The following is a 15,981-nucleotide window of genomic DNA, read 5'->3' as shown; positions in this document are numbered from 1 at the left end:
CGCGTACTCACGGGTGCATCCGCGTCCCCTTCAGCACCTTGTCCACCGCGTTCTTCGGGCCGTACACCGCGAGGCCGACCAGGTCCAGTCCGGCCGTGGGCACGGCCCGGACCGCCGCCCGGTTGTCACGGTCGTTGCCCGTGGTGAAGAGGTCGGACGTGAAGAGTGCCCGGGGCAGGGAACGGGAGAGCACGCGCGCGTGGGCGTTCGTCAGCGTCTCCTTGGTGCCCTCGAAGACCAGTACCGGCTGGCGGAACATCGGCAGGTAACCGACCGCGTCGGCGTCCTCGTACGGCTCCCCGATCACCTCGGGGAACTGCGCGCCCAGGCCGCTGACCAGGAAGGCGGTGACGTTCAGGCGCTGCCAGGTCTCCAGGTCCTCGCGGAGCAGGACGGCGATCTTGGTGTCGAAGCGGACGGGGGCGTCGGAGGCCGCGGGGGCCGCGTCGTGCGTGCTCATACGGTGAGACTGCCGGTCGGCGTGCGGCCGGGTCTTGTACGTTTTTTGCATGGCCGACCAGGACCGGCGGACCGTCTCCGCCTGGCGACCCCTCGTCCCGGGCGTCGTCGAGGTCTTCCACGCCCACTTCACCGGGTACGCCTACCCGATGCACGTCCACGACGCGTGGACGCTGCTCATCGTCGACGACGGGGCCGTACGGTACGACCTGGACCGGCACGAGCACGGCACCCCGCACGACACGGTGTCACTGCTGCCGCCGCACGTGCCGCACAACGGCTCCCCCGCCACCCCGGACGGCTTCCGCAAGCGCGTCCTGTACCTGGACGCCTCCCGGCTGGGGGACGAGCTGATCGGACCGGCCGTCGACGGCCCCGACCTGCGGGATCCCGTGCTGCGGCGGCGGGTCGGGCAGCTGCACTCCGCGCTCGCCCTGCCCGGTGACGAGCTGGAGGCGGAGAGCCGGCTGACGCTGATCGGCGAGCGGCTGCACGAGCATCTGCTGCCCCGGGGAGAGGGGAGCCCGGTACGCCGACGGGACCCCGTCCTCGCCCGCCGGCTGCGTGAGCTGCTCGACGAGCGGGTCGTCCGGGGGATCGGCCTGGAGGAGGCGGCCGCGCGGGTGGCCGCCCATCCGGCCCACCTGGTACGGGCGTTCAGCGGCGCCTACGGCATCGCGCCGCACCAGTACCTGATGTCCCGGCGGGTCGACCGGGCCCGGCGGCTGCTGCTCGCGGGGAGCGGCCCGGCCGACGTGGCCGCCGCGACCGGCTTCTACGACCAGGCCCATCTGACCCGGCACTTCAAGCGGCTGGTGGGGACCACTCCGGGGCGCTACCGCACCAGCGGGCACTGAGCGCGAGGGCTCAGTCCTCGGTGCGCCCGGTGCGCCCGGTGCGCTCGATCAGGTGCCGGAACGCCTCCAGGTTCCGTGTCGACTCCCCGCGCGAGGTCCGCCACTCGTGCTCCTTGCGGATGGCGGACGCGAAGCCCAGCTCCAGCAGGGTGTTGAAGGCGCCGTCGGCGGCTTCCAGAACCTGGCCGAGGAGGCGGTCGATCTCGTCGGGGGTGACGGTGGCGAGGGGGAGTTTCGCGGTGACGTAGACATCGCCGAGACGGTCGACGGCGTAACCGACGCCGTAGAGCTTGAGGTTGCGTTCCAGGAGCCAGCGGTGGACGGCGGGTTCGTTCTCGTCGGGGTGGCGGATGACGAACGCGTTGAGGGAGAGGGAGTGCCGGCCGAGGAGGAGGGAGACGGTCGTCGACAGCTTGCGGGTCCCCGGGAGCTTCACGACGTAGTTGCCGGGCTCGGGGCTCTCCCACTCCACCTCGGCGTCCTTCAGGGCGTCCTCGACGACCTGTGCTGCCTTCTGTCCTGCCTCAGCCATGGTGGGAGCGTACGCGACGGCGGTGGGAGTGGATCGCGGCCGTGTAGGCGTCGGCCGTGGCGGCGGCGGCGCTGTCCCAGCCGAAGGACTGGGCGTGCCGGGCGGCGGCCTCGCCCATCCGGGGCGTCAGCTCCGGGTCGTCGGCGAAATCGCGCAGCACGCGCGCGTACGCGGCGGGATCGTGGCCCTGGACGAGGCGGCCGGTGTGCCCGTCGCGCACGGCGACCGGGAGGCCGCCGACCGCGGCGGCGAGCACCGGCGTACCGGCCGCCTGGGCCTCTATGGCGACCAGGCCGAAGGACTCGCTGTAGGACGGCATGACCAGCACGGACGCGGCCCGGAACCAGTCGGCGAGCTGGTCCTGCCCGACGGGCGGGCGGAACCGTACGACGTCGGCGATGCCGAGCCGCGCGGCGAGTTTCTGCAGGCCCTCCGGCTTGGCGAGGCCGCTGCCGCTGGGGCCGCCGACGACGGGGACGACGATGCGGGAGCGCAGGTCCGGGCGTTCGTCGAGGAGTACGGCCACGGCGCGCAGCAGGACGTCGGGCGCCTTCAGCGGCTGTATGCGGCCGGCGAAGAGCGGGATCAGCGCGTCCTGCGGGAGGCCGAGGCGGGCGCGGGCGGCGGCGCGGGCGGACGTGACGTCCCCGGGGCCCGGGTCGGAGCCCTTGGGGAAGGGGCGGAAGCGTTCGAGGTTCACGCCGGGGTGCACGACGGCGACCTTGGCCGGGTCGGCGGCGTAGTGCCGGACCAGCTCGTCGGCCTCCTCGGCGGTGTTGGCGATCAGGCGGTCGGAGGCGGCGACGATCTGCGTCTCGCCGATGACGCGGGCGGCCGGTTCGGGGGTGTCGCCGTCGGCCAGGCTGGCGTTCTTGACCTTGGCCATGGTGTGCATGGCGTGCACCAGGGGGGCGCCCCAGCGCTGGGCGGCGAGCCAGCCGACGTGGCCGGAGAGCCAGTAGTGGGAGTGGACCAGGTCGTAGTAGCCGGGGCGGTGGCCGGCCCACGCCTGCATGACGCCGTGCGTGAAGGCGCACAGCTGGGCCGGCAGCTCTTCCTTGGCCAGCCCTTCGTACGGTCCGGCGTCGACGTGGCGGACGAGGACACCCGGGGCCAGTTCGACGGTGGGCGGGAGCGCGGCGGTGGTCGCGCGCGTGAAGATCTCGACCTCGATGTTGATCGCGGCGAGACGCTGCGCGAGCTCGACGATGTAGACGTTCATGCCGCCGGCGTCGCCGGTGCCGGGCTGGTGGAGCGGCGAGGTGTGCACGGAGAGCATGGCGACGCGGCGGGGCCTGCGCACCAGCCGGAGCCGCGGGGAGGCCGCCGGTGAACGCCGCCCGAGCCTGCTCACGTACTGGCTCACGAGCCGTCCTCCTCGCTGCGGGCCTGCCGGTCGGAGGACACACGCCGCCCTCCACGAGGTGGAAACACCGGATGACGGTGCTCCATTTCCGGTTTCCCGACCTTTGCCGAATCATTACCGCTGATCGCTCAACCGTTCGAGCGTTGGTTGCGTCAAAGAGAGCGGGCCGAGCCGCATACCCTCGTACACATGCCCTCCCGTGCCCTCCCCCGCCCTGTGGGCACTGTCACGCGCGGGACGACGAATCCGAACCGGCTGCGCCGCATGGACCGCTGGATCGCGGCCGTCCACGGCGCCGAGCTGCGCCGCGCCGCCGATCCCGTCGCCGTCGACCTCGGCTACGGCGCGGCCCCCTGGACGGCCGTCGAGCTGCTGCACCGCCTGCGCACGGTCGCCCCGCACGCGCGCGTGGTGGGCGTCGAGATCGACCCGGCGCGGGTGGCGGCGGCCGAGCCGTACGCGCGTGCGGGGCTCGCCTTCCGGCACGGCGGCTTCGAGGTCCCCGTCCGCCGGCCCCCGCTGCTGATCCGCGCGGCGAACGTGCTGCGCCAGTACGACGAGGACGAGGTGGCCGCCGCCTGGCAGCGACTGTGCGCGCGGCTCGCGCCGGCGTCGGGGCGGTCCCGCGGCGGGCTCCTGGTCGAGGGGACCTGCGACGAGATCGGGCGCCGGCACGTGTGGGTGGCACTCGGCCCCGAGGGGCCGCGCACGGTCACCTTCGCGACCCGGCTGGGCTCGCTGGACCGCCCCTCCGACCTGGCGGAACGGCTGCCGAAGGCGCTGATCCACCGCAACGTCCCCGGCGAGCCCGTGCACGCCTTCCTGCGCGACTTCGACCGCGCGTGGGCCGCCGCCGCGCCCTACGCCTCCTACGGCGCCCGCCAGCGCTGGATGCGGACCGTGCGGGACCTGGCGGCCGACTGGCCGGTGACGGACGGGCCGGCGCGGTGGCGGCAGGGCGAAGTGACGGTGGGGTGGGAGGCGTTGGCGCCGCGCGCGTGAAACGGCGCACGAGCCAGAGGCGTGGAGCAGCGCACGAGCCGCAGGCGTGAAACGGCGCACGAGCCACGCAGGGCGAGCGGCGCACGAGCCACGCAGGGCGAGCGGCGCACCGGCCCGGCGGGCGGGAACGATCTCCGCACGGCGTTCGTCACACAGCCGGGGGAAGCCGCACGCGAAGACGGAAGTGGGGCAGGAAGCGAGGCAGAAGGGGCAAGGAAGGGGCAAGGGAGGGGAAGCGCAAGGAAAGCACAACCTCTGTCGCTTTCCACGCCGGCATGGCACGATCCCCCAGGCGACCTATGTTACTGACGGTTAACCAGTTTGGGGGCGAGGTATGCGTACGGGGAAGCATGGCTTGATGACCGCTGCCGTGACCGTGGTCTGCGCGGTCACCGTGCTCGCGGCACCGGGCACGGCGTTCGCGGACCCCGGGCCCACCCCCTCACCCGGCACCCCGAGCGCCGCACCGTCCCCGGCCGCCACAGCCGGCAAGGACCTGGAAGCCGTACGCAAGAAGCTCGACAAGCTCTACCGCGCGGCGGCCTCCGCCACGGACGAGTACAACGCCGCCGAGGAGAAGGCGGACAAGCAGTCCGCCGAGATCGTCGAACTGGCCAAGAAGATCGTCAAGGGCCAGGAGAGGCTCGACGGGCTGAAGGACCGGGCGGGTGCCGCGGCCCGTTCCCAGTACCGCACCGGCGGCCTGCCCGACGAGGCCAAGCTGCTCCTGAGCGACGACCCCGAGGACTTCCTCGACGGCACCGGCCGGGTCACCCAGGGCCAGCGCGCGACCAAGGGCCTGCTCGGCGAGATGACGCGCGCCCAGGAGGACCTGAAGACCTACGCGGCGGACGCCTCCGCCCAGTTCAAGAAGCTGGAGGCGAACCGCAAGGCCAAGGCCACCGCCCAGAAGAAGACCGAGAAGCAGATCGCGGCGGCCGAGAAGCTGGAGTCCGAGCTGGAGAAGGACGAGAAGGAGCGCCTCGCCCGGCTGGAGCGGGAGGCCCAGGCCAAGGCCCAGACCGCCTGGCTCGACTCCGGAATCCTCAAGGACCTCGACACCGAGGCGACCGAGCGGGGCAGGAAGGCCGTCGAGTACGCCACCGCACAGATCGGAAAGCCGTACCAGTGGGGCGCCGAGGGCCCGAAGGCCTACGACTGCTCCGGCCTGACCTCGCAGGCCTGGGTGTCGGTGGGGCAGTCGATACCGCGCACCTCGCAGCAGCAGTGGAAGCAGCTCAAGCGCGTCGGCGTCAAGGACATGCGCCCCGGTGACCTGATCATCTACTTCGACGACGCCAGCCACGTCGGCATGTACGTCGGCGACGGCTCCGTCGTGCACGCCCCGCGCCCAGGGCGCTCGATCACGCTCGCCGGGGCGGGCACGATGCCGATCCTCGGCGTCGTACGTCCGGACACGGGCGCGGGCACGGGCGCGGGAGCGACGCCCCGGGAGTGACGCGGGCCGCGCCGGACCGTGAAACGGGCCACGTGACCCAGTCCACGCCCCTCGCGCCGGACCGTGAAACGGGCCACGTGACCCAGTCCACGCCCGGCTCCCCGCCCCGCGTGACGTTCGTCATCCCAGGTCCCCGGTCGACGTGTCCAACTGCGGTACGGAACGCGGCATATGACAGTGTCCGATGGCCGACCGACGTGTTCTGGACCATTCCGCAGCGGCACCGTCACCCGCTATGGTCCCCGTCGGTGGGTCGAGGTCCCTCGCCCCGCCATGCCCTCGGGGGGAGGGAAGGAAACCAAGACGATGCCCGTACCCGTACCGCGGCAGAGGGCGATCCCGGCCGCGGAGTGCGGTCAGGCGCCCGCCGTGTCTCCGGACAGCGGCCCTTCCAAGGAACAGGCCACGCCCGGGACGAACCCGGCCGAGAACCCCACCGCTCGGCGAGAGAACCCCACGGAGAAGCGCGAGAAGACCACGAACGAGACCACGGACCAGCACGGGAGCACCGCCCCCACCAACCTGACGCTGCTGCTGATCGAGGACGATCCTGGCGGCTCGCCGATCGTGCCCGACCTGCTCGACCAGTCCGGCAAGCCGATCCGCGTGCGCACGGCCCGCAACCTCACCGAGGCCGAGCGGCTGCTGACCGACGACGTCCAGTGCATCCTGCTGGACCTCGCACTGTCGGCGCCCGCCCCGGCCCGCGCGAGCGCCGACGGCAACGGGGACGGTGACGGGAGCGGGGACGACGAGCTGGCCGTGCTCAGGCACGTGCTGGAGCTCGCGCCCCGGCACGCCGTGCTCGCGCTGACCTCCTCCAGCGACGCCGAGCGCGGCGCGGAGGCCGTGGCGGTCGGCGCCCAGGACTATCTGTTCCGCGACGAGCTCGACGGCCGGCTGCTGAGCCGGGCGATCCGCTACGCCGTCGAGCGCAAGCGGTCCGACTCCGCGGAGCGGCGCCTGGCCGAGGGCCGACTGCGCGCCCAGGAGAACCGTCGTCTGGAACGCGGCCTGCTGCCGACCCCGCTGCTGGCCGGCTCCTCGCTGCGCTTCGCCGCCCGCTACCGCCCGGGCCGCTCGCGTGCCCTGCTCGGCGGCGACTTCTACGACGTCGTCCGCACCCCGGACGGCACCGTGCACGCCATGATCGGCGACGTCTGCGGGCACGGCCCGGACGAGGCCGCGCTCGGCGTGGAGCTGCGGATCGCCTGGCGCGCGCTGACCCTGGCCGGTCTCTGCGGCGACGAGTTGCTCGGCACGCTCCAGCAGGTGCTGGAGCACGAGCGCTCGGACGACGAGATCTTCGCGACCCTGTGCGCCGTGGACATAGCCCCGGACGGCCGCCGCGCCGGCCTGTGCCTGGCCGGGCACCCGTCACCCCTGGTCGCCGGTCCGGGCACGCCCGCACGGCTGCTGCCCTACGACAACAACGGCCCGGCGCTGGGGCTGCTGCCGGGCGCCCGCTGGCCGCGGACGCAGGTGGAACTGGGCGCCGAGTGGAGCCTGATGCTCTACACCGACGGCCTGATCGAGGGCCACGTCGGCGAGGGCCGGGAGCGGCTCGGCCAGGACGGCATGGTGGAGATGGTCCGCCGTCAGTTCGCCGAGGGGCTGCAGGGTGAGCAGTTGCTGCGGGCGACCGTCAACGAGGTCCGCGAGCTGAACGGCGGCGAACTGGCGGACGACGTGGCAGTGGTTCTGCTGGACCGGACGCCCTGAGCGGGGCGGACGCGACGCCCGCGGTACGGATCGACTGCGGTGCGTGTGACCGCGGTACGAGTGACCGCCGCACGGGTCGATCGCCGCACGGGTCGATCGCCGCACGGGCCGATCGCCGCACGGGTCGATCGCCGTACGGGTGACCGTGACGCCCCGCCTGCCGGTCCGTTGTGGCTGGTCGCGCGGTTCCCCGCGCCCCTGCGGGGCGCGGTGGCGCTTCAGCGTCCGCCGTTGTACGGGCCGTAGGGGCCGTCGCTGCTGGAGCCGCGGCGGCTGCTGCGGCCGCCGCCCGGCAGGCCGCGCAGCGCGGGCCGTACGTCGACCATGTACACGATCGTCGCGATGAGCCCGATGATCGGCAGGAACGACAGGATGTTGAAGATCAGGTTCACCACGAAGGCGATCCCGAGGATGATCAGCCAGAACGGCTTGGTCTTCTTGTCCGCCGCGCGGTAGGCGTCCTCACGGCGCACGGCGGCGTCGACCAACGCGAAGCCGCTGAAAAGGATCAGGGCGATGCTCAGCAGCCACATGAAGCCTGCGAACCCCTGCATCAGCACAACGTCCACCACCAGACTCGGATCGTCTCTACGCGGTCACCGTACCCGGAGAACGGGCCGGACACCCCAAGGGTGCCCGGCCCGTACCGTACCCGCGGTACCCGTCGCCGGTTACTTGGCGGGCGGCGTCGTCTTCTTGGCGGTGCCGTTGGTGCTCTTCCTGGCCGGGGCCTTGCGCGGAGCGGGGGCCTTCTTCGCCGCGGCGGTCCTGTCCCCCGTGACCTCGACCGGCTCGGACTTGGCGGGCTTGGCCGGCTCGACGGCCACGGCGAGCTCCTCCACCTCCTCGGCGATGTCCTCGATGCCGTCGGCGGCCTGGCCGCGCCAGGTGCGGACCGCGTGCTCGCCGCGCTCGGCGACCTTCTCGTAGGTCTCCCGGGCCTTGACGGCGTACTCGGCGGCGACGCCGACCGAGCGCAGCGCGAGGTCCTGGGCGCTCTCGCCGAGCTTCTTGAGGTCGGTGTCGAGGGAGCCGAAGAGCTCGTTGGCCTTGGCCTGGAGGGTCCCCTGGGTCTCCTTGACGCGGGCCGTCGCCTTCTCCTGGACGGCCTTCGGGTCGGTGTTGCGCACGGCCTCGATGCGGGACGGCGCCTCGGCGCGCAGCTGCTCCACCAGCACCGGCACCTTCTTGGCCTGCTGGAAGGCCAGGTCGGCGGTGCCGGCGGCGAAGTAGAGCGGGGTGGGGTCGCTGAAGGTCTTGCGCAGGTCGTCGGTGATGGCCATGGTGATGGTCCTCCGGTATTGCGTTCGGCTGAGGGTTTCGTGGTGGTCCCGCGCCCGGCCGGCTACTCGTTCCCGCTCATCCGGCCGTCTGCTGCGGGCCGGCGTCACTGCCGCCGGTCGTACGTGGGCCGAGGCCCGGTATGGAGGCCCCGCCTTCGGCGGCGTCGCCCGCCGTCGCGTCCTGAGCCGGCACCTCGTCGTCGGCGCCGGCGCCGAATCCGTTCTCCTTGCGGAAGGACTCGTAGACCTGGAGCAGCACCTGCTTCTGCCGCTCGTTCAGCGAGGGATCGGCGAGGATGACCGCACGCGTCTCCACGTCGTCCCGGTCGCGCTCCGCGTCGAGGATCCCCGCGCGCACGTACAGCGTCTCGGCGGAGATCCGCAGCGCTTTGGCGACCTGCTGGAGCACCTCCGCGCTCGGCTTGCGCAGCCCGCGCTCGATCTGGCTCAGGTAGGGATTGGACACGCCCGTGGCGTCGGCGAGCTGCCGCAGCGACAGCTGCGCGTTGCGCCGCTGCTCGCGCAGGTACTCACCGAGATTGCCGACGTTGAGCGATGCCATGCCTCCACGATGCACCACGCCGCTAACTATTGCAAGCAGGCGCTTGCAATAGTGTGCCTCCGCGTGTCGGAACGTGCGCCTCCGGGCGCGAGGTCACACCGGCTCGCAGCGACTGCGGAGCAACTCCGCGCCGTCGCCGTCCCCCGGCCCGTCCGGGGCAGGACGGGCCTACCCACCTTTTTGTGCGTACTTGGCAGCGCGCACCCCTCGGCCGAAGCTGATGGGGCGGGTGATCGTCAGGAGGCCGCGCGGGTGGCGGTCTCCGGCCCGGCCAGCCTGTCCAGGCGCCGGTGGCCCCAGTCGGAGAGAGGAGAGAGGGCCTCGGCGAGGTCGCGGCCGAACGCGGTCAGGGAGTACTCCGTCTTCAGCGGAAGCACGTCGTACACCCGCCGGTCCACCAGTCCGTCCGCCTCCATCTCGCGCAGCGCCTGGGTCAGCACCTTCTCGGTGAGGCCGGGCACCCGCCGGCGCAGTTCGGCCGGCCGCTGCGGGCCGGACTCCAGCAGCCACAGCAGCGTCGTCTTCCACTTGCCCTCGATCACGGCGATCGCGGCGGTTACTCCGCAGACGTTCGGATCCTGACGGCGATGCGCCATGCCGTGCCCCTTTCCTCAGCAATTGCTCACCACGTTACGGGAGTTGGAACATGTCCGTGTACACCGACCAGTCTGCCGCCGCCGTCACCGTTCTCGGCCTCGGCCCGATGGGCCGGGCGCTCGCCGAGGCGTTCGTGGCCGCCGGGCTGCGCACCACCGTCTGGAACCGGACGCCCGGCCGGGACGCCGGCCTGGCCGCCCGGGGCGCGGTCCCGGCCCGCTCCGCGCAGGAGGCGGTCGCCGCCTCCCCGCTGACCGTCGTCTGCGTGGTGAACTACGACGCATCGGACGCCGTACTGCGCCAGGACGCCGTCGCCGCCGCCCTCAAGGGCCGGACGGTCGTGAACCTGAGCGCCGACACCCCCGAGCGGGCCCGGGACACGGCCGAGTGGGCCGGCCGGCACGGCGTCCGCTACCTGGACGGCGCGATCATGACGCCGGCCCCGGCCATCGGCACGGACGACGCGGTGTTCCTGCACAGCGGCCCCGAGGAGCTGTACCGGGAGCACCGGCCCGTGCTGGCGGCGCTCGGCGGCACCCACACCCACCTCGGCGGGGACCCCGGGCGGGCCGCGGCCTACGACATCGCGCTGCTCGACATCTTCTGGACGGCGATGGGTGGCTACGCGCACGCCCTCGCCGTGGCCCGCGCGGAGGGCGTCACCGGCGCGGAACTCGCCCCCTTCGCCCAGGGCATCGCCGCGATCCTGCCGCCGCTGTTCACCGAGTTCGCCGCCGACACCGACGCCGGTACGTACTCGGGCGAGCTGAATCCGATCACCTCGGCCGCCTCGACCATGGCGCACGTCGTCCACGCCTCCGAGGCGCACGGCATCGACGCGAGCGTGATGCGCGTGATCGAGGGGCAGGCCCGGCGGGTCATCGCGCTCGGGCACGGCACGGACGGGTTCACCCGGGTCGCCGAGGTGATCGGCCGGAGCTGACCCGCGGGACGTCAGAAGGGCAGGGGCCGCCCGTGCACCACGTCCAGCCGGGACACCGCGCGGGTGAGCACCACGTACAGCCGGTGCAGGCCCCGCCCGCCGGTGCCCTCCGCCTCCGCGATCGCCGCCGGTTCGACGGCGACGACGTGGTCGTACTCCAGTCCCTTGACGACACTCGCGGGCACCACGGCCACCCGGGCGCCCAGCGCCTCCGGCCCCGCCGCCGCGATCCCGGCGGCGGCGAGGGCGTCCCGCGTCCGGGGCACGTCCGCGTCGGCGGCGACGACACCGACGGAACCCTCCCGGGCGAGAGCGGCCCGTACGGCGCCGACGACCGCGCTCCCGACCTCCCCGGGCGCGGCGGGGCGCATCGTCAGTTCGCCGTCCCCGCGCGAGGAGCGAGCCGCCGGTACGTCCACGTCCAGCCGCGCCAGCAGCCGGTTGGCGAGGCCGACAACCGCCTGCGGCACCCGGAAGCCGGTGGTCAGCGGCGTCACGGCCGCCTCCGGCCGGCCCAGGTGCGCGAGGGCCGTCCGCCACGACCGCGCCGCCCACGGCGTGGTCCCCTGGGCCAGGTCGCCGAGGACGGTGAGCGATCCGAAGGCGGCCCGGCGGGCGATGGCCCGGCACTCCATCGGGGAGAGGTCCTGGGCCTCGTCGACGACGATGTGCCCGTAGCCCTCGGGGTGTTCGAGGAGCCCGGCGGCCTCGTCGAGAAGGACCAGGTCGGCGGCGGACCAGCGGGCCGACCGCCACGACCGCGGCGCACCGGCCGCCGGCCACCGGACCGCCTTCTGCTCGTCGTCGTCCAGCAGCCCGTCGGCGGCCCGCGCCAGCTCACCGGGGTCGCCGAGCAGCTGCGCCACGACCTCCTCGGGACGCGTCCGGGGCCAGACGGAGTCGAGGTACGCGCCGAGCGGCCGGGACCGTTCGATCCGGCGCACCCAGGCGTCCGTCCGCGGCCCGGCGCGCCGCTCGGCCAGATCCTGGACGTACCGCACGATCCGGGCCCGCACCCGCTCCCGCCCGACGGTGTAGAGCAGTTCCTCGTCCCGTACGTCCGCCACGATCCGGGCCGACTCGTCCGCCGGGACCCGCCAGCGGTAGGAGCCGTCCGGTACGGCGAGGGAGTCGGCGGCGCCGGCGGCCACGCGCGCGTACAGGGCGCGGCGCAGCACCTCGGCCATCCGGGCGTCGTGCTTGACGGCGGCGGCCCGCTCGTCGTCGGTGCCGGTGACCGGGTGCCGGGCGATCTCCTCGGGGAGCGTGGACTGCCGGACGCCGGTCTCACCGAGGGCGGGCAGTACCTCGGCGATGTAGGAGAGGAAGGTGGGGTTGGGGCCGAGGATCAGCATTCCGCCCCGCCGGATGCGCTGCGGGTGGGTGTAGAGCAGGTACGCGGCCCGGTGCAGTCCGACGGCGGTCTTTCCGGTGCCCGGGGCGCCCTGGACGCAGACCGTGGCGGTGAGGTCCGCGCGGACGAGGTCGTCCTGCTCGGGCTGGATGGTGGCGGCGATGTCCCGCATGGGTCCGACGCGGGGCCGTTCGATCTCGCGGGCGACGATGTCGCTCGCCCGGGACTCGCCGCGGCCGAGCCGCTCGTCCTCCAGCCCGGTGAGGTCGGCCGAGTCCCCGCGGCTGCCGGGCGCCCACCCGAAACGGCGGCGGACGGCGACACCGCGCGGGTCGCCGGCGGTGGCCTGGTAGAAGGCCCGGGAGACGGGGGCGCGCCAGTCGACGACGAGGGGCGGGGCGGCGGGGTGCTCGGTGATCCGCAACCGGCCGACGTGCAGCCCGGCGGGGTCGCCCCCGGTGTCCGTGTCCTGGGCCGCGGCGAAGTCCAGCCGTCCGAAGAACAGCGGTCCCTCGGGCAGTTCGCGCAGCGTCCTGGCCCGGCTGCGCAGCCGGTGGCCGAGCACCTCGGCGTCGGCACCGGAGGCGGAGACGTCCTCGCCGGTGACCACGTGTTCCCGGGCGCCGTCGACCATGGCGGCGAGAGCGGTACGGCAGTGGTCGTGGTGGGCGCGTTCCTGGGCGAGGGTCTGCTGGAGGGCGGAGTCGGAGTCGGGTGACGTCATTCCATCGAGCGTACCTGAATAACGTTACCGAGTTACATTGTTTACTCAGACGCGAGACGCGTCGGGTTCCGGCCGGTCGAGCCCCGGCAGCCCCGCCGCCAGCCTGCCGAACGCCCGCTCCGCCGCCGCCACGGCATCGCCCCGCACCTCCGCCACACCCTCTCCGCCCGCGATCCGGCGCCAGTTCTCCTGCGCGAGGATCCGCCGCACGGCGGTGATCTGCCCGGCGGCCAGCCTGGCCTCCAGGCCGCCGCCGAGGGCCTCGGCGAGCGCGTGCTCCGACCGCTCCAGGTGCGTGTGCAGCCGGGCGACGAGGGCGGGGGTGCCGTAGAGCAGCGCGTGGAAGGCGAGCACGTCGGGATCGTCGCTGAGCCCGGTCACCGGGTCGGACCGCTCCAGCCCCGCCAGGAAGTGCCGGCGCAGCGCGGCGAGCGGCGCCGGTCCCTCCCCCGCCACCCGTGCCGCCTCGCCCTCGTGGTCGGCGATGCGGTGCAGGACGAGGTCCTCCTTCACCGGGAAGTACCGGAAGAGCGTCGGCTTGGACACCTCGGCCGCGGCGGCCACCTCGGCGACGGACACCGCGTCGAACCCCTTCTCCACGAAGAGGCCGATGGCGATGTCCGACAGCGACTGGATCGTCCGCTGCCTCTTGCGCTCACGCAGGCCGGTCTCCACCATGCGACGACCCTACGCCGGGTCCGCCGGCCCCGATGACGGCTCAGGCGTCCGCCGGGACCAGGGCCGCCCGTGGCCTCCCGCGGGCTCCGTGCGGCAGCGCGCGGGCGAGGCAGGGAGTGGCCATGGACTTGCCCGGCAGGCCGAGGGCGGCCGTGGCCTCGGCCAGCGTCATCGCGTAGGCCTGGACGGCGCGCTTGACGTTGGGTGCCTCCAGGCCCGCTCCGGTCACCAGGCGGTGGAGGTCGACGTAGGCGGAGCGGACGGTCTCGATCCACCGGTACACACGCCAGTCGTCGTGCCAGTCGCGGGCGCAGTCGGGCGGCAGCCGGCGCTCCCACCGCCGGAACATGCGGTCGCGGATCTCCGGCCGCGTCGGCGTGAGGTGCATGTGGCGGACGAGGTCGTACAGGGGATCGCCCACCATGGCCATCTCCCAGTCGATGAGCGTCAGGCCCCCGTCCGGGCGGCGTACCAGGTTCCACGGGTTGAGGTCACCGTGCAGCAGTACGGGCCTGCGCCGGCTCAGGGTGTGCCGGGTGAGGATCTCGGCCAGCCGCACGTTGTCCGGCAGTCCCAGTTCGCGGGCCAGGTCCATCGTGGCCTTGGGCAGCTCGCTCACCATGCGCACCAGCTCGCCGCGCAGCCAGGGATAGAAGGCGGCCCCGTTCAACGGGTCCAGCTCTCCGCACTCGACCCCGGCCAGCTCGCCCAACTGGTCCACGAGGTCGTCCGCCTCGTGCGGGCGCAGCCCGTGCTCGGGGTGCTCCGGGGGCCGGAAGCCACCGGCCGGCCCTTCGTAGGAGTGGATGGTGAACTGCTCGTGCAGCCCGCTGGTGCCCAGGGCCAGCACCCGCGGAGCCCTTACGCGCGCCCCGGAGCGTTCGATCGCCGTCAGCACGGCGTGCTCGCTGAGGAACCGGCGCTCCAGGGATCCGGCGGTGCCCACCTTCCGGCGGACCATGACGGGGAAGCCGACGCCCTCGACATGCACGGCCGTGTTCAGATGTGCGGTCCCCCTGAAGACCCGGTCGGCGGCGGCCGCGCCCTCCTCCAGCAGCGCCCGGCTGACCGCCCGGGCGGGGAAGTCACCGCGGATGCGGACCCGCCGGTCGCGCTCCCACACGATCTGGCCGGGGGTCCGCTCCCGGCCGGGCCGGACGCCGTGCGACTCGTTCCACCGGAAGAGGACGCGTTCGATGGCCGGCTCGTCCGGCACGCTCCTCAGACGCAACGGTTCCTCCGCCGCAACCAGCGCCCGGTGCACCGCCCGGGTCGCGGCGTCCAGGTCCCGCTGGTCGAAGTGGTCACCGAGCGACTTCGCGGCCCGCATGACGTCCGGATAGACGGACTGGGCCCGCTCGAACGCCACGTAGTGCCTCAGATCCCGGTCCAGGCCGTTGACGGCCTTGCCGCGCCGCTCCCCCATCACCTTGCGCCACGCCTCGACGACCTCCGGCCACTGGTAGTCGGGGTAGCGCATGCGCACCAGGTGGGTGGCGAGGTCGTGGAGGGGATCGCCGTAGCTCGCCAGTTCCCAGTCGATGCAGATCAGCGGGTGGTTCCCGCCGTTGGAGACGATCACGTTGTCCCGGTGCAGGTCCGTGTGGAGCAGGCTGAACGGGCGGCTGACGAGGGCGGGCACCCGTTCGGCGAGCCGGACCATGGCGTCCTCCGGGATGCCCAGCATGGCGAACAGGCCGCCGAACTCCGCCCGGTTGCGCTGCCTGATCTGCTCCTCGGCCGCGAACGCCAGCGCTCTGAGGAACGCGCCGCCGTCCCGGCCGGACCGGGGCCAGGAGACCGGCAGCGGAGGCAGGTGCTGCCTGCGCACCTGCGTCATGTCGGCGAGCAGCCCCGCCAGCGCGACGATCAGGTCGTGGTCGACGGGCGTGTCGCCCGGGCAGACGCTCGACAGGGGCACGCCCTCGACGTAACTGAGGACGACGACGTCACGGTGCCTGGCCAGACAGCGCGGGACGTTGTGCAGCACACCCCGGATGCGGTTGAGCAGGTCGGCCTCGTCCTGCCAGGTCCGGATCACCACCGGCAGGGCGGACGGGACGCGTTTGCGGACGGTGACCGGCGCGCCGTTCTCGGCGGCGACCAGCCTCGAGTCCTCGGCGGTGAGGGGGCGCACCATGTAGTTGAGGTTGTGGTGCCCCCGCCCGAACCGCCCCAGTGCCGTCGCGTGGGCGAGGAACCGGTCGAACGCCTCGTCCGCCGCCCGCTCCAGTGCCGGCTTGCCAAGCGGGGACGGACGACTCACGGAGTGCTCCAGGAGGGACTTGCGACGCGCCAGATCTTCATGGTGCGAGAAGAAAGTGGGCACACAGTACAGCCGGGACACGTGGCCCGCTGGAAGTACTCCAGTATCCGGAACGCACTTGAGCAACTCGGGTGACCGGAACGGGCGAATCGACCCGCCACCCGGACCCCGGACACC

Annotated in this window: 15 protein-coding genes; 5 read left to right on the top strand and 10 right to left on the bottom strand. The window is 73.2% G+C overall.

Translation table 11 applies throughout. The features are described 5' to 3' along the window. Nucleotides 1-7: 7 nt before the first annotated feature. A complete protein-coding gene (locus ACIQ1J_RS10555; RefSeq protein ID WP_403555954.1) occupies nucleotides 8-460 on the bottom strand; it encodes a DUF2000 family protein in 453 nt (150 codons plus the stop codon). A gap of 49 nt (nucleotides 461-509) precedes the next feature. Here ACIQ1J_RS10555 and ACIQ1J_RS10550 point away from each other — a divergent pair, with 49 nt between their 5' ends. Next, entirely contained in the window at nucleotides 510-1,316 is an 807-nt protein-coding gene (locus tag ACIQ1J_RS10550) for an AraC family transcriptional regulator (protein ID WP_210963588.1), read from the top strand. A 10-nt stretch (nucleotides 1,317-1,326) separates the two neighbouring features. Here ACIQ1J_RS10550 and ACIQ1J_RS10545 read toward each other — a convergent pair whose 3' ends face one another. Both ACIQ1J_RS10545 and mshA read right to left on the bottom strand, forming a co-directional pair. Beyond that, nucleotides 1,327-1,848: a YbjN domain-containing protein gene (locus ACIQ1J_RS10545; RefSeq protein ID WP_403555952.1), complete on the bottom strand. Its 522-nt coding sequence runs from the start codon at nucleotides 1,846-1,848 to the stop codon at nucleotides 1,327-1,329. Beyond that, entirely contained in the window at nucleotides 1,841-3,214 is a 1,374-nt protein-coding gene (mshA, locus tag ACIQ1J_RS10540; RefSeq protein WP_403555950.1) for a D-inositol-3-phosphate glycosyltransferase, read from the bottom strand. The genes ACIQ1J_RS10545 and mshA overlap by 8 nt, the downstream gene beginning before the upstream one ends. A 189-nt stretch (nucleotides 3,215-3,403) precedes the next feature. Here mshA and ACIQ1J_RS10535 point away from each other — a divergent pair, with 189 nt between their 5' ends. From ACIQ1J_RS10535 to ACIQ1J_RS10525, 3 genes are all read left to right on the top strand, one after another. Then, nucleotides 3,404-4,216, top strand: coding sequence for a class I SAM-dependent methyltransferase (locus ACIQ1J_RS10535; RefSeq protein WP_403555948.1), 813 nt, complete (start codon nucleotides 3,404-3,406; stop codon nucleotides 4,214-4,216). A gap of 334 nt (nucleotides 4,217-4,550) precedes the next feature. Continuing rightward, on the top strand, nucleotides 4,551-5,675 hold the full coding sequence (locus ACIQ1J_RS10530; protein ID WP_403555946.1) for an NlpC/P60 family protein: 1,125 nt from the start codon (nucleotides 4,551-4,553) through the stop codon (nucleotides 5,673-5,675). Nucleotides 5,676-5,981: 306 nt separating this feature from the next. Beyond that, nucleotides 5,982-7,397 (top strand): PP2C family protein-serine/threonine phosphatase, encoded by a 1,416-nt coding sequence (locus ACIQ1J_RS10525; protein ID WP_403555944.1) that lies wholly within the window; start codon nucleotides 5,982-5,984, stop codon nucleotides 7,395-7,397. A 218-nt stretch (nucleotides 7,398-7,615) separates the two neighbouring features. On the opposite strand, the gene ACIQ1J_RS10520 is transcribed toward ACIQ1J_RS10525, so the two are convergent. From ACIQ1J_RS10520 to ACIQ1J_RS10505, 4 genes are all read right to left on the bottom strand, one after another. Continuing rightward, nucleotides 7,616-7,951: a DUF2516 family protein gene (locus ACIQ1J_RS10520; protein ID WP_193776347.1), complete on the bottom strand. Its 336-nt coding sequence runs from the start codon at nucleotides 7,949-7,951 to the stop codon at nucleotides 7,616-7,618. A gap of 117 nt (nucleotides 7,952-8,068) precedes the next feature. Further along, nucleotides 8,069-8,680 (bottom strand): hypothetical protein, encoded by a 612-nt coding sequence (locus tag ACIQ1J_RS10515; RefSeq protein ID WP_403555942.1) that lies wholly within the window; start codon nucleotides 8,678-8,680, stop codon nucleotides 8,069-8,071. Nucleotides 8,681-8,756: 76 nt separating this feature from the next. Then, nucleotides 8,757-9,242, bottom strand: a complete 486-nt coding sequence (locus ACIQ1J_RS10510) for a helix-turn-helix domain-containing protein (protein ID WP_403555940.1) — start codon at nucleotides 9,240-9,242, stop codon at nucleotides 8,757-8,759. A 236-nt stretch (nucleotides 9,243-9,478) separates the two neighbouring features. Next, nucleotides 9,479-9,838: a winged helix-turn-helix transcriptional regulator gene (locus ACIQ1J_RS10505; protein ID WP_403555938.1), complete on the bottom strand. Its 360-nt coding sequence runs from the start codon at nucleotides 9,836-9,838 to the stop codon at nucleotides 9,479-9,481. Nucleotides 9,839-9,888: 50 nt separating this feature from the next. On the opposite strand from ACIQ1J_RS10505, the gene ACIQ1J_RS10500 reads away from it, so the two are divergent. After that, a complete protein-coding gene (locus ACIQ1J_RS10500) occupies nucleotides 9,889-10,782 on the top strand; it encodes an NAD(P)-dependent oxidoreductase (RefSeq protein ID WP_403555936.1) in 894 nt (297 codons plus the stop codon). Nucleotides 10,783-10,793: 11 nt separating this feature from the next. On the opposite strand, the gene ACIQ1J_RS10495 is transcribed toward ACIQ1J_RS10500, so the two are convergent. From ACIQ1J_RS10495 to ACIQ1J_RS10485, 3 genes are read right to left on the bottom strand one after another with little or no spacing between them, the layout of a single operon-like run. Further along, on the bottom strand, nucleotides 10,794-12,860 hold the full coding sequence (locus ACIQ1J_RS10495) for a HelD family protein (protein ID WP_403555934.1): 2,067 nt from the start codon (nucleotides 12,858-12,860) through the stop codon (nucleotides 10,794-10,796). 45 nt (nucleotides 12,861-12,905) lie between these two features. Further along, entirely contained in the window at nucleotides 12,906-13,538 is a 633-nt protein-coding gene (locus ACIQ1J_RS10490; RefSeq protein ID WP_403555932.1) for a TetR/AcrR family transcriptional regulator, read from the bottom strand. A gap of 40 nt (nucleotides 13,539-13,578) precedes the next feature. Beyond that, entirely contained in the window at nucleotides 13,579-15,678 is a 2,100-nt protein-coding gene (locus tag ACIQ1J_RS10485) for a phosphotransferase (protein WP_403556628.1), read from the bottom strand. Nucleotides 15,679-15,981: the final 303 nt, after the last annotated feature.

Source organism: Streptomyces sp. NPDC097107 (assembly GCF_044762405.1).
Lineage (GTDB): Bacteria > Actinomycetota > Actinomycetes > Streptomycetales > Streptomycetaceae > Streptomyces > Streptomyces thinghirensis.
Note: the sequence above shows the minus strand (reverse complement) of the source record. Positions and strands in the feature narration are given on the sequence as shown.

What these genes read in the sequence shown, in the direction of transcription:
- ACIQ1J_RS10490 (WP_403555932.1), bottom strand. Translation starts at nt 13,538, where the DNA reads ATGGTGGAGACCGGCCTGCGTGAGCGCAAGAGGCAGCGGACGATCCAG.
- ACIQ1J_RS10515 (WP_403555942.1), bottom strand. Translation starts at nt 8,680, where the DNA reads ATGGCCATCACCGACGACCTGCGCAAGACCTTCAGCGACCCCACCCCG.
- ACIQ1J_RS10550 (WP_210963588.1), top strand. Translation starts at nt 510, where the DNA reads ATGGCCGACCAGGACCGGCGGACCGTCTCCGCCTGGCGACCCCTCGTC.
- ACIQ1J_RS10495 (WP_403555934.1), bottom strand. Translation starts at nt 12,860, where the DNA reads ATGACGTCACCCGACTCCGACTCCGCCCTCCAGCAGACCCTCGCCCAG.
- ACIQ1J_RS10510 (WP_403555940.1), bottom strand. Translation starts at nt 9,242, where the DNA reads ATGGCATCGCTCAACGTCGGCAATCTCGGTGAGTACCTGCGCGAGCAG.
- ACIQ1J_RS10545 (WP_403555952.1), bottom strand. Translation starts at nt 1,848, where the DNA reads ATGGCTGAGGCAGGACAGAAGGCAGCACAGGTCGTCGAGGACGCCCTG.
- ACIQ1J_RS10535 (WP_403555948.1), top strand. Translation starts at nt 3,404, where the DNA reads ATGCCCTCCCGTGCCCTCCCCCGCCCTGTGGGCACTGTCACGCGCGGG.
- ACIQ1J_RS10485 (WP_403556628.1), bottom strand. Translation starts at nt 15,678, where the DNA reads ATGGTGCGCCCCCTCACCGCCGAGGACTCGAGGCTGGTCGCCGCCGAG.
- ACIQ1J_RS10555 (WP_403555954.1), bottom strand. Translation starts at nt 460, where the DNA reads ATGAGCACGCACGACGCGGCCCCCGCGGCCTCCGACGCCCCCGTCCGC.
- ACIQ1J_RS10520 (WP_193776347.1), bottom strand. Translation starts at nt 7,951, where the DNA reads ATGCAGGGGTTCGCAGGCTTCATGTGGCTGCTGAGCATCGCCCTGATC.
- ACIQ1J_RS10525 (WP_403555944.1), top strand. Translation starts at nt 5,982, where the DNA reads ATGCCCGTACCCGTACCGCGGCAGAGGGCGATCCCGGCCGCGGAGTGC.
- ACIQ1J_RS10500 (WP_403555936.1), top strand. Translation starts at nt 9,889, where the DNA reads ATGTCCGTGTACACCGACCAGTCTGCCGCCGCCGTCACCGTTCTCGGC.
- ACIQ1J_RS10530 (WP_403555946.1), top strand. Translation starts at nt 4,551, where the DNA reads ATGCGTACGGGGAAGCATGGCTTGATGACCGCTGCCGTGACCGTGGTC.
- ACIQ1J_RS10505 (WP_403555938.1), bottom strand. Translation starts at nt 9,838, where the DNA reads ATGGCGCATCGCCGTCAGGATCCGAACGTCTGCGGAGTAACCGCCGCG.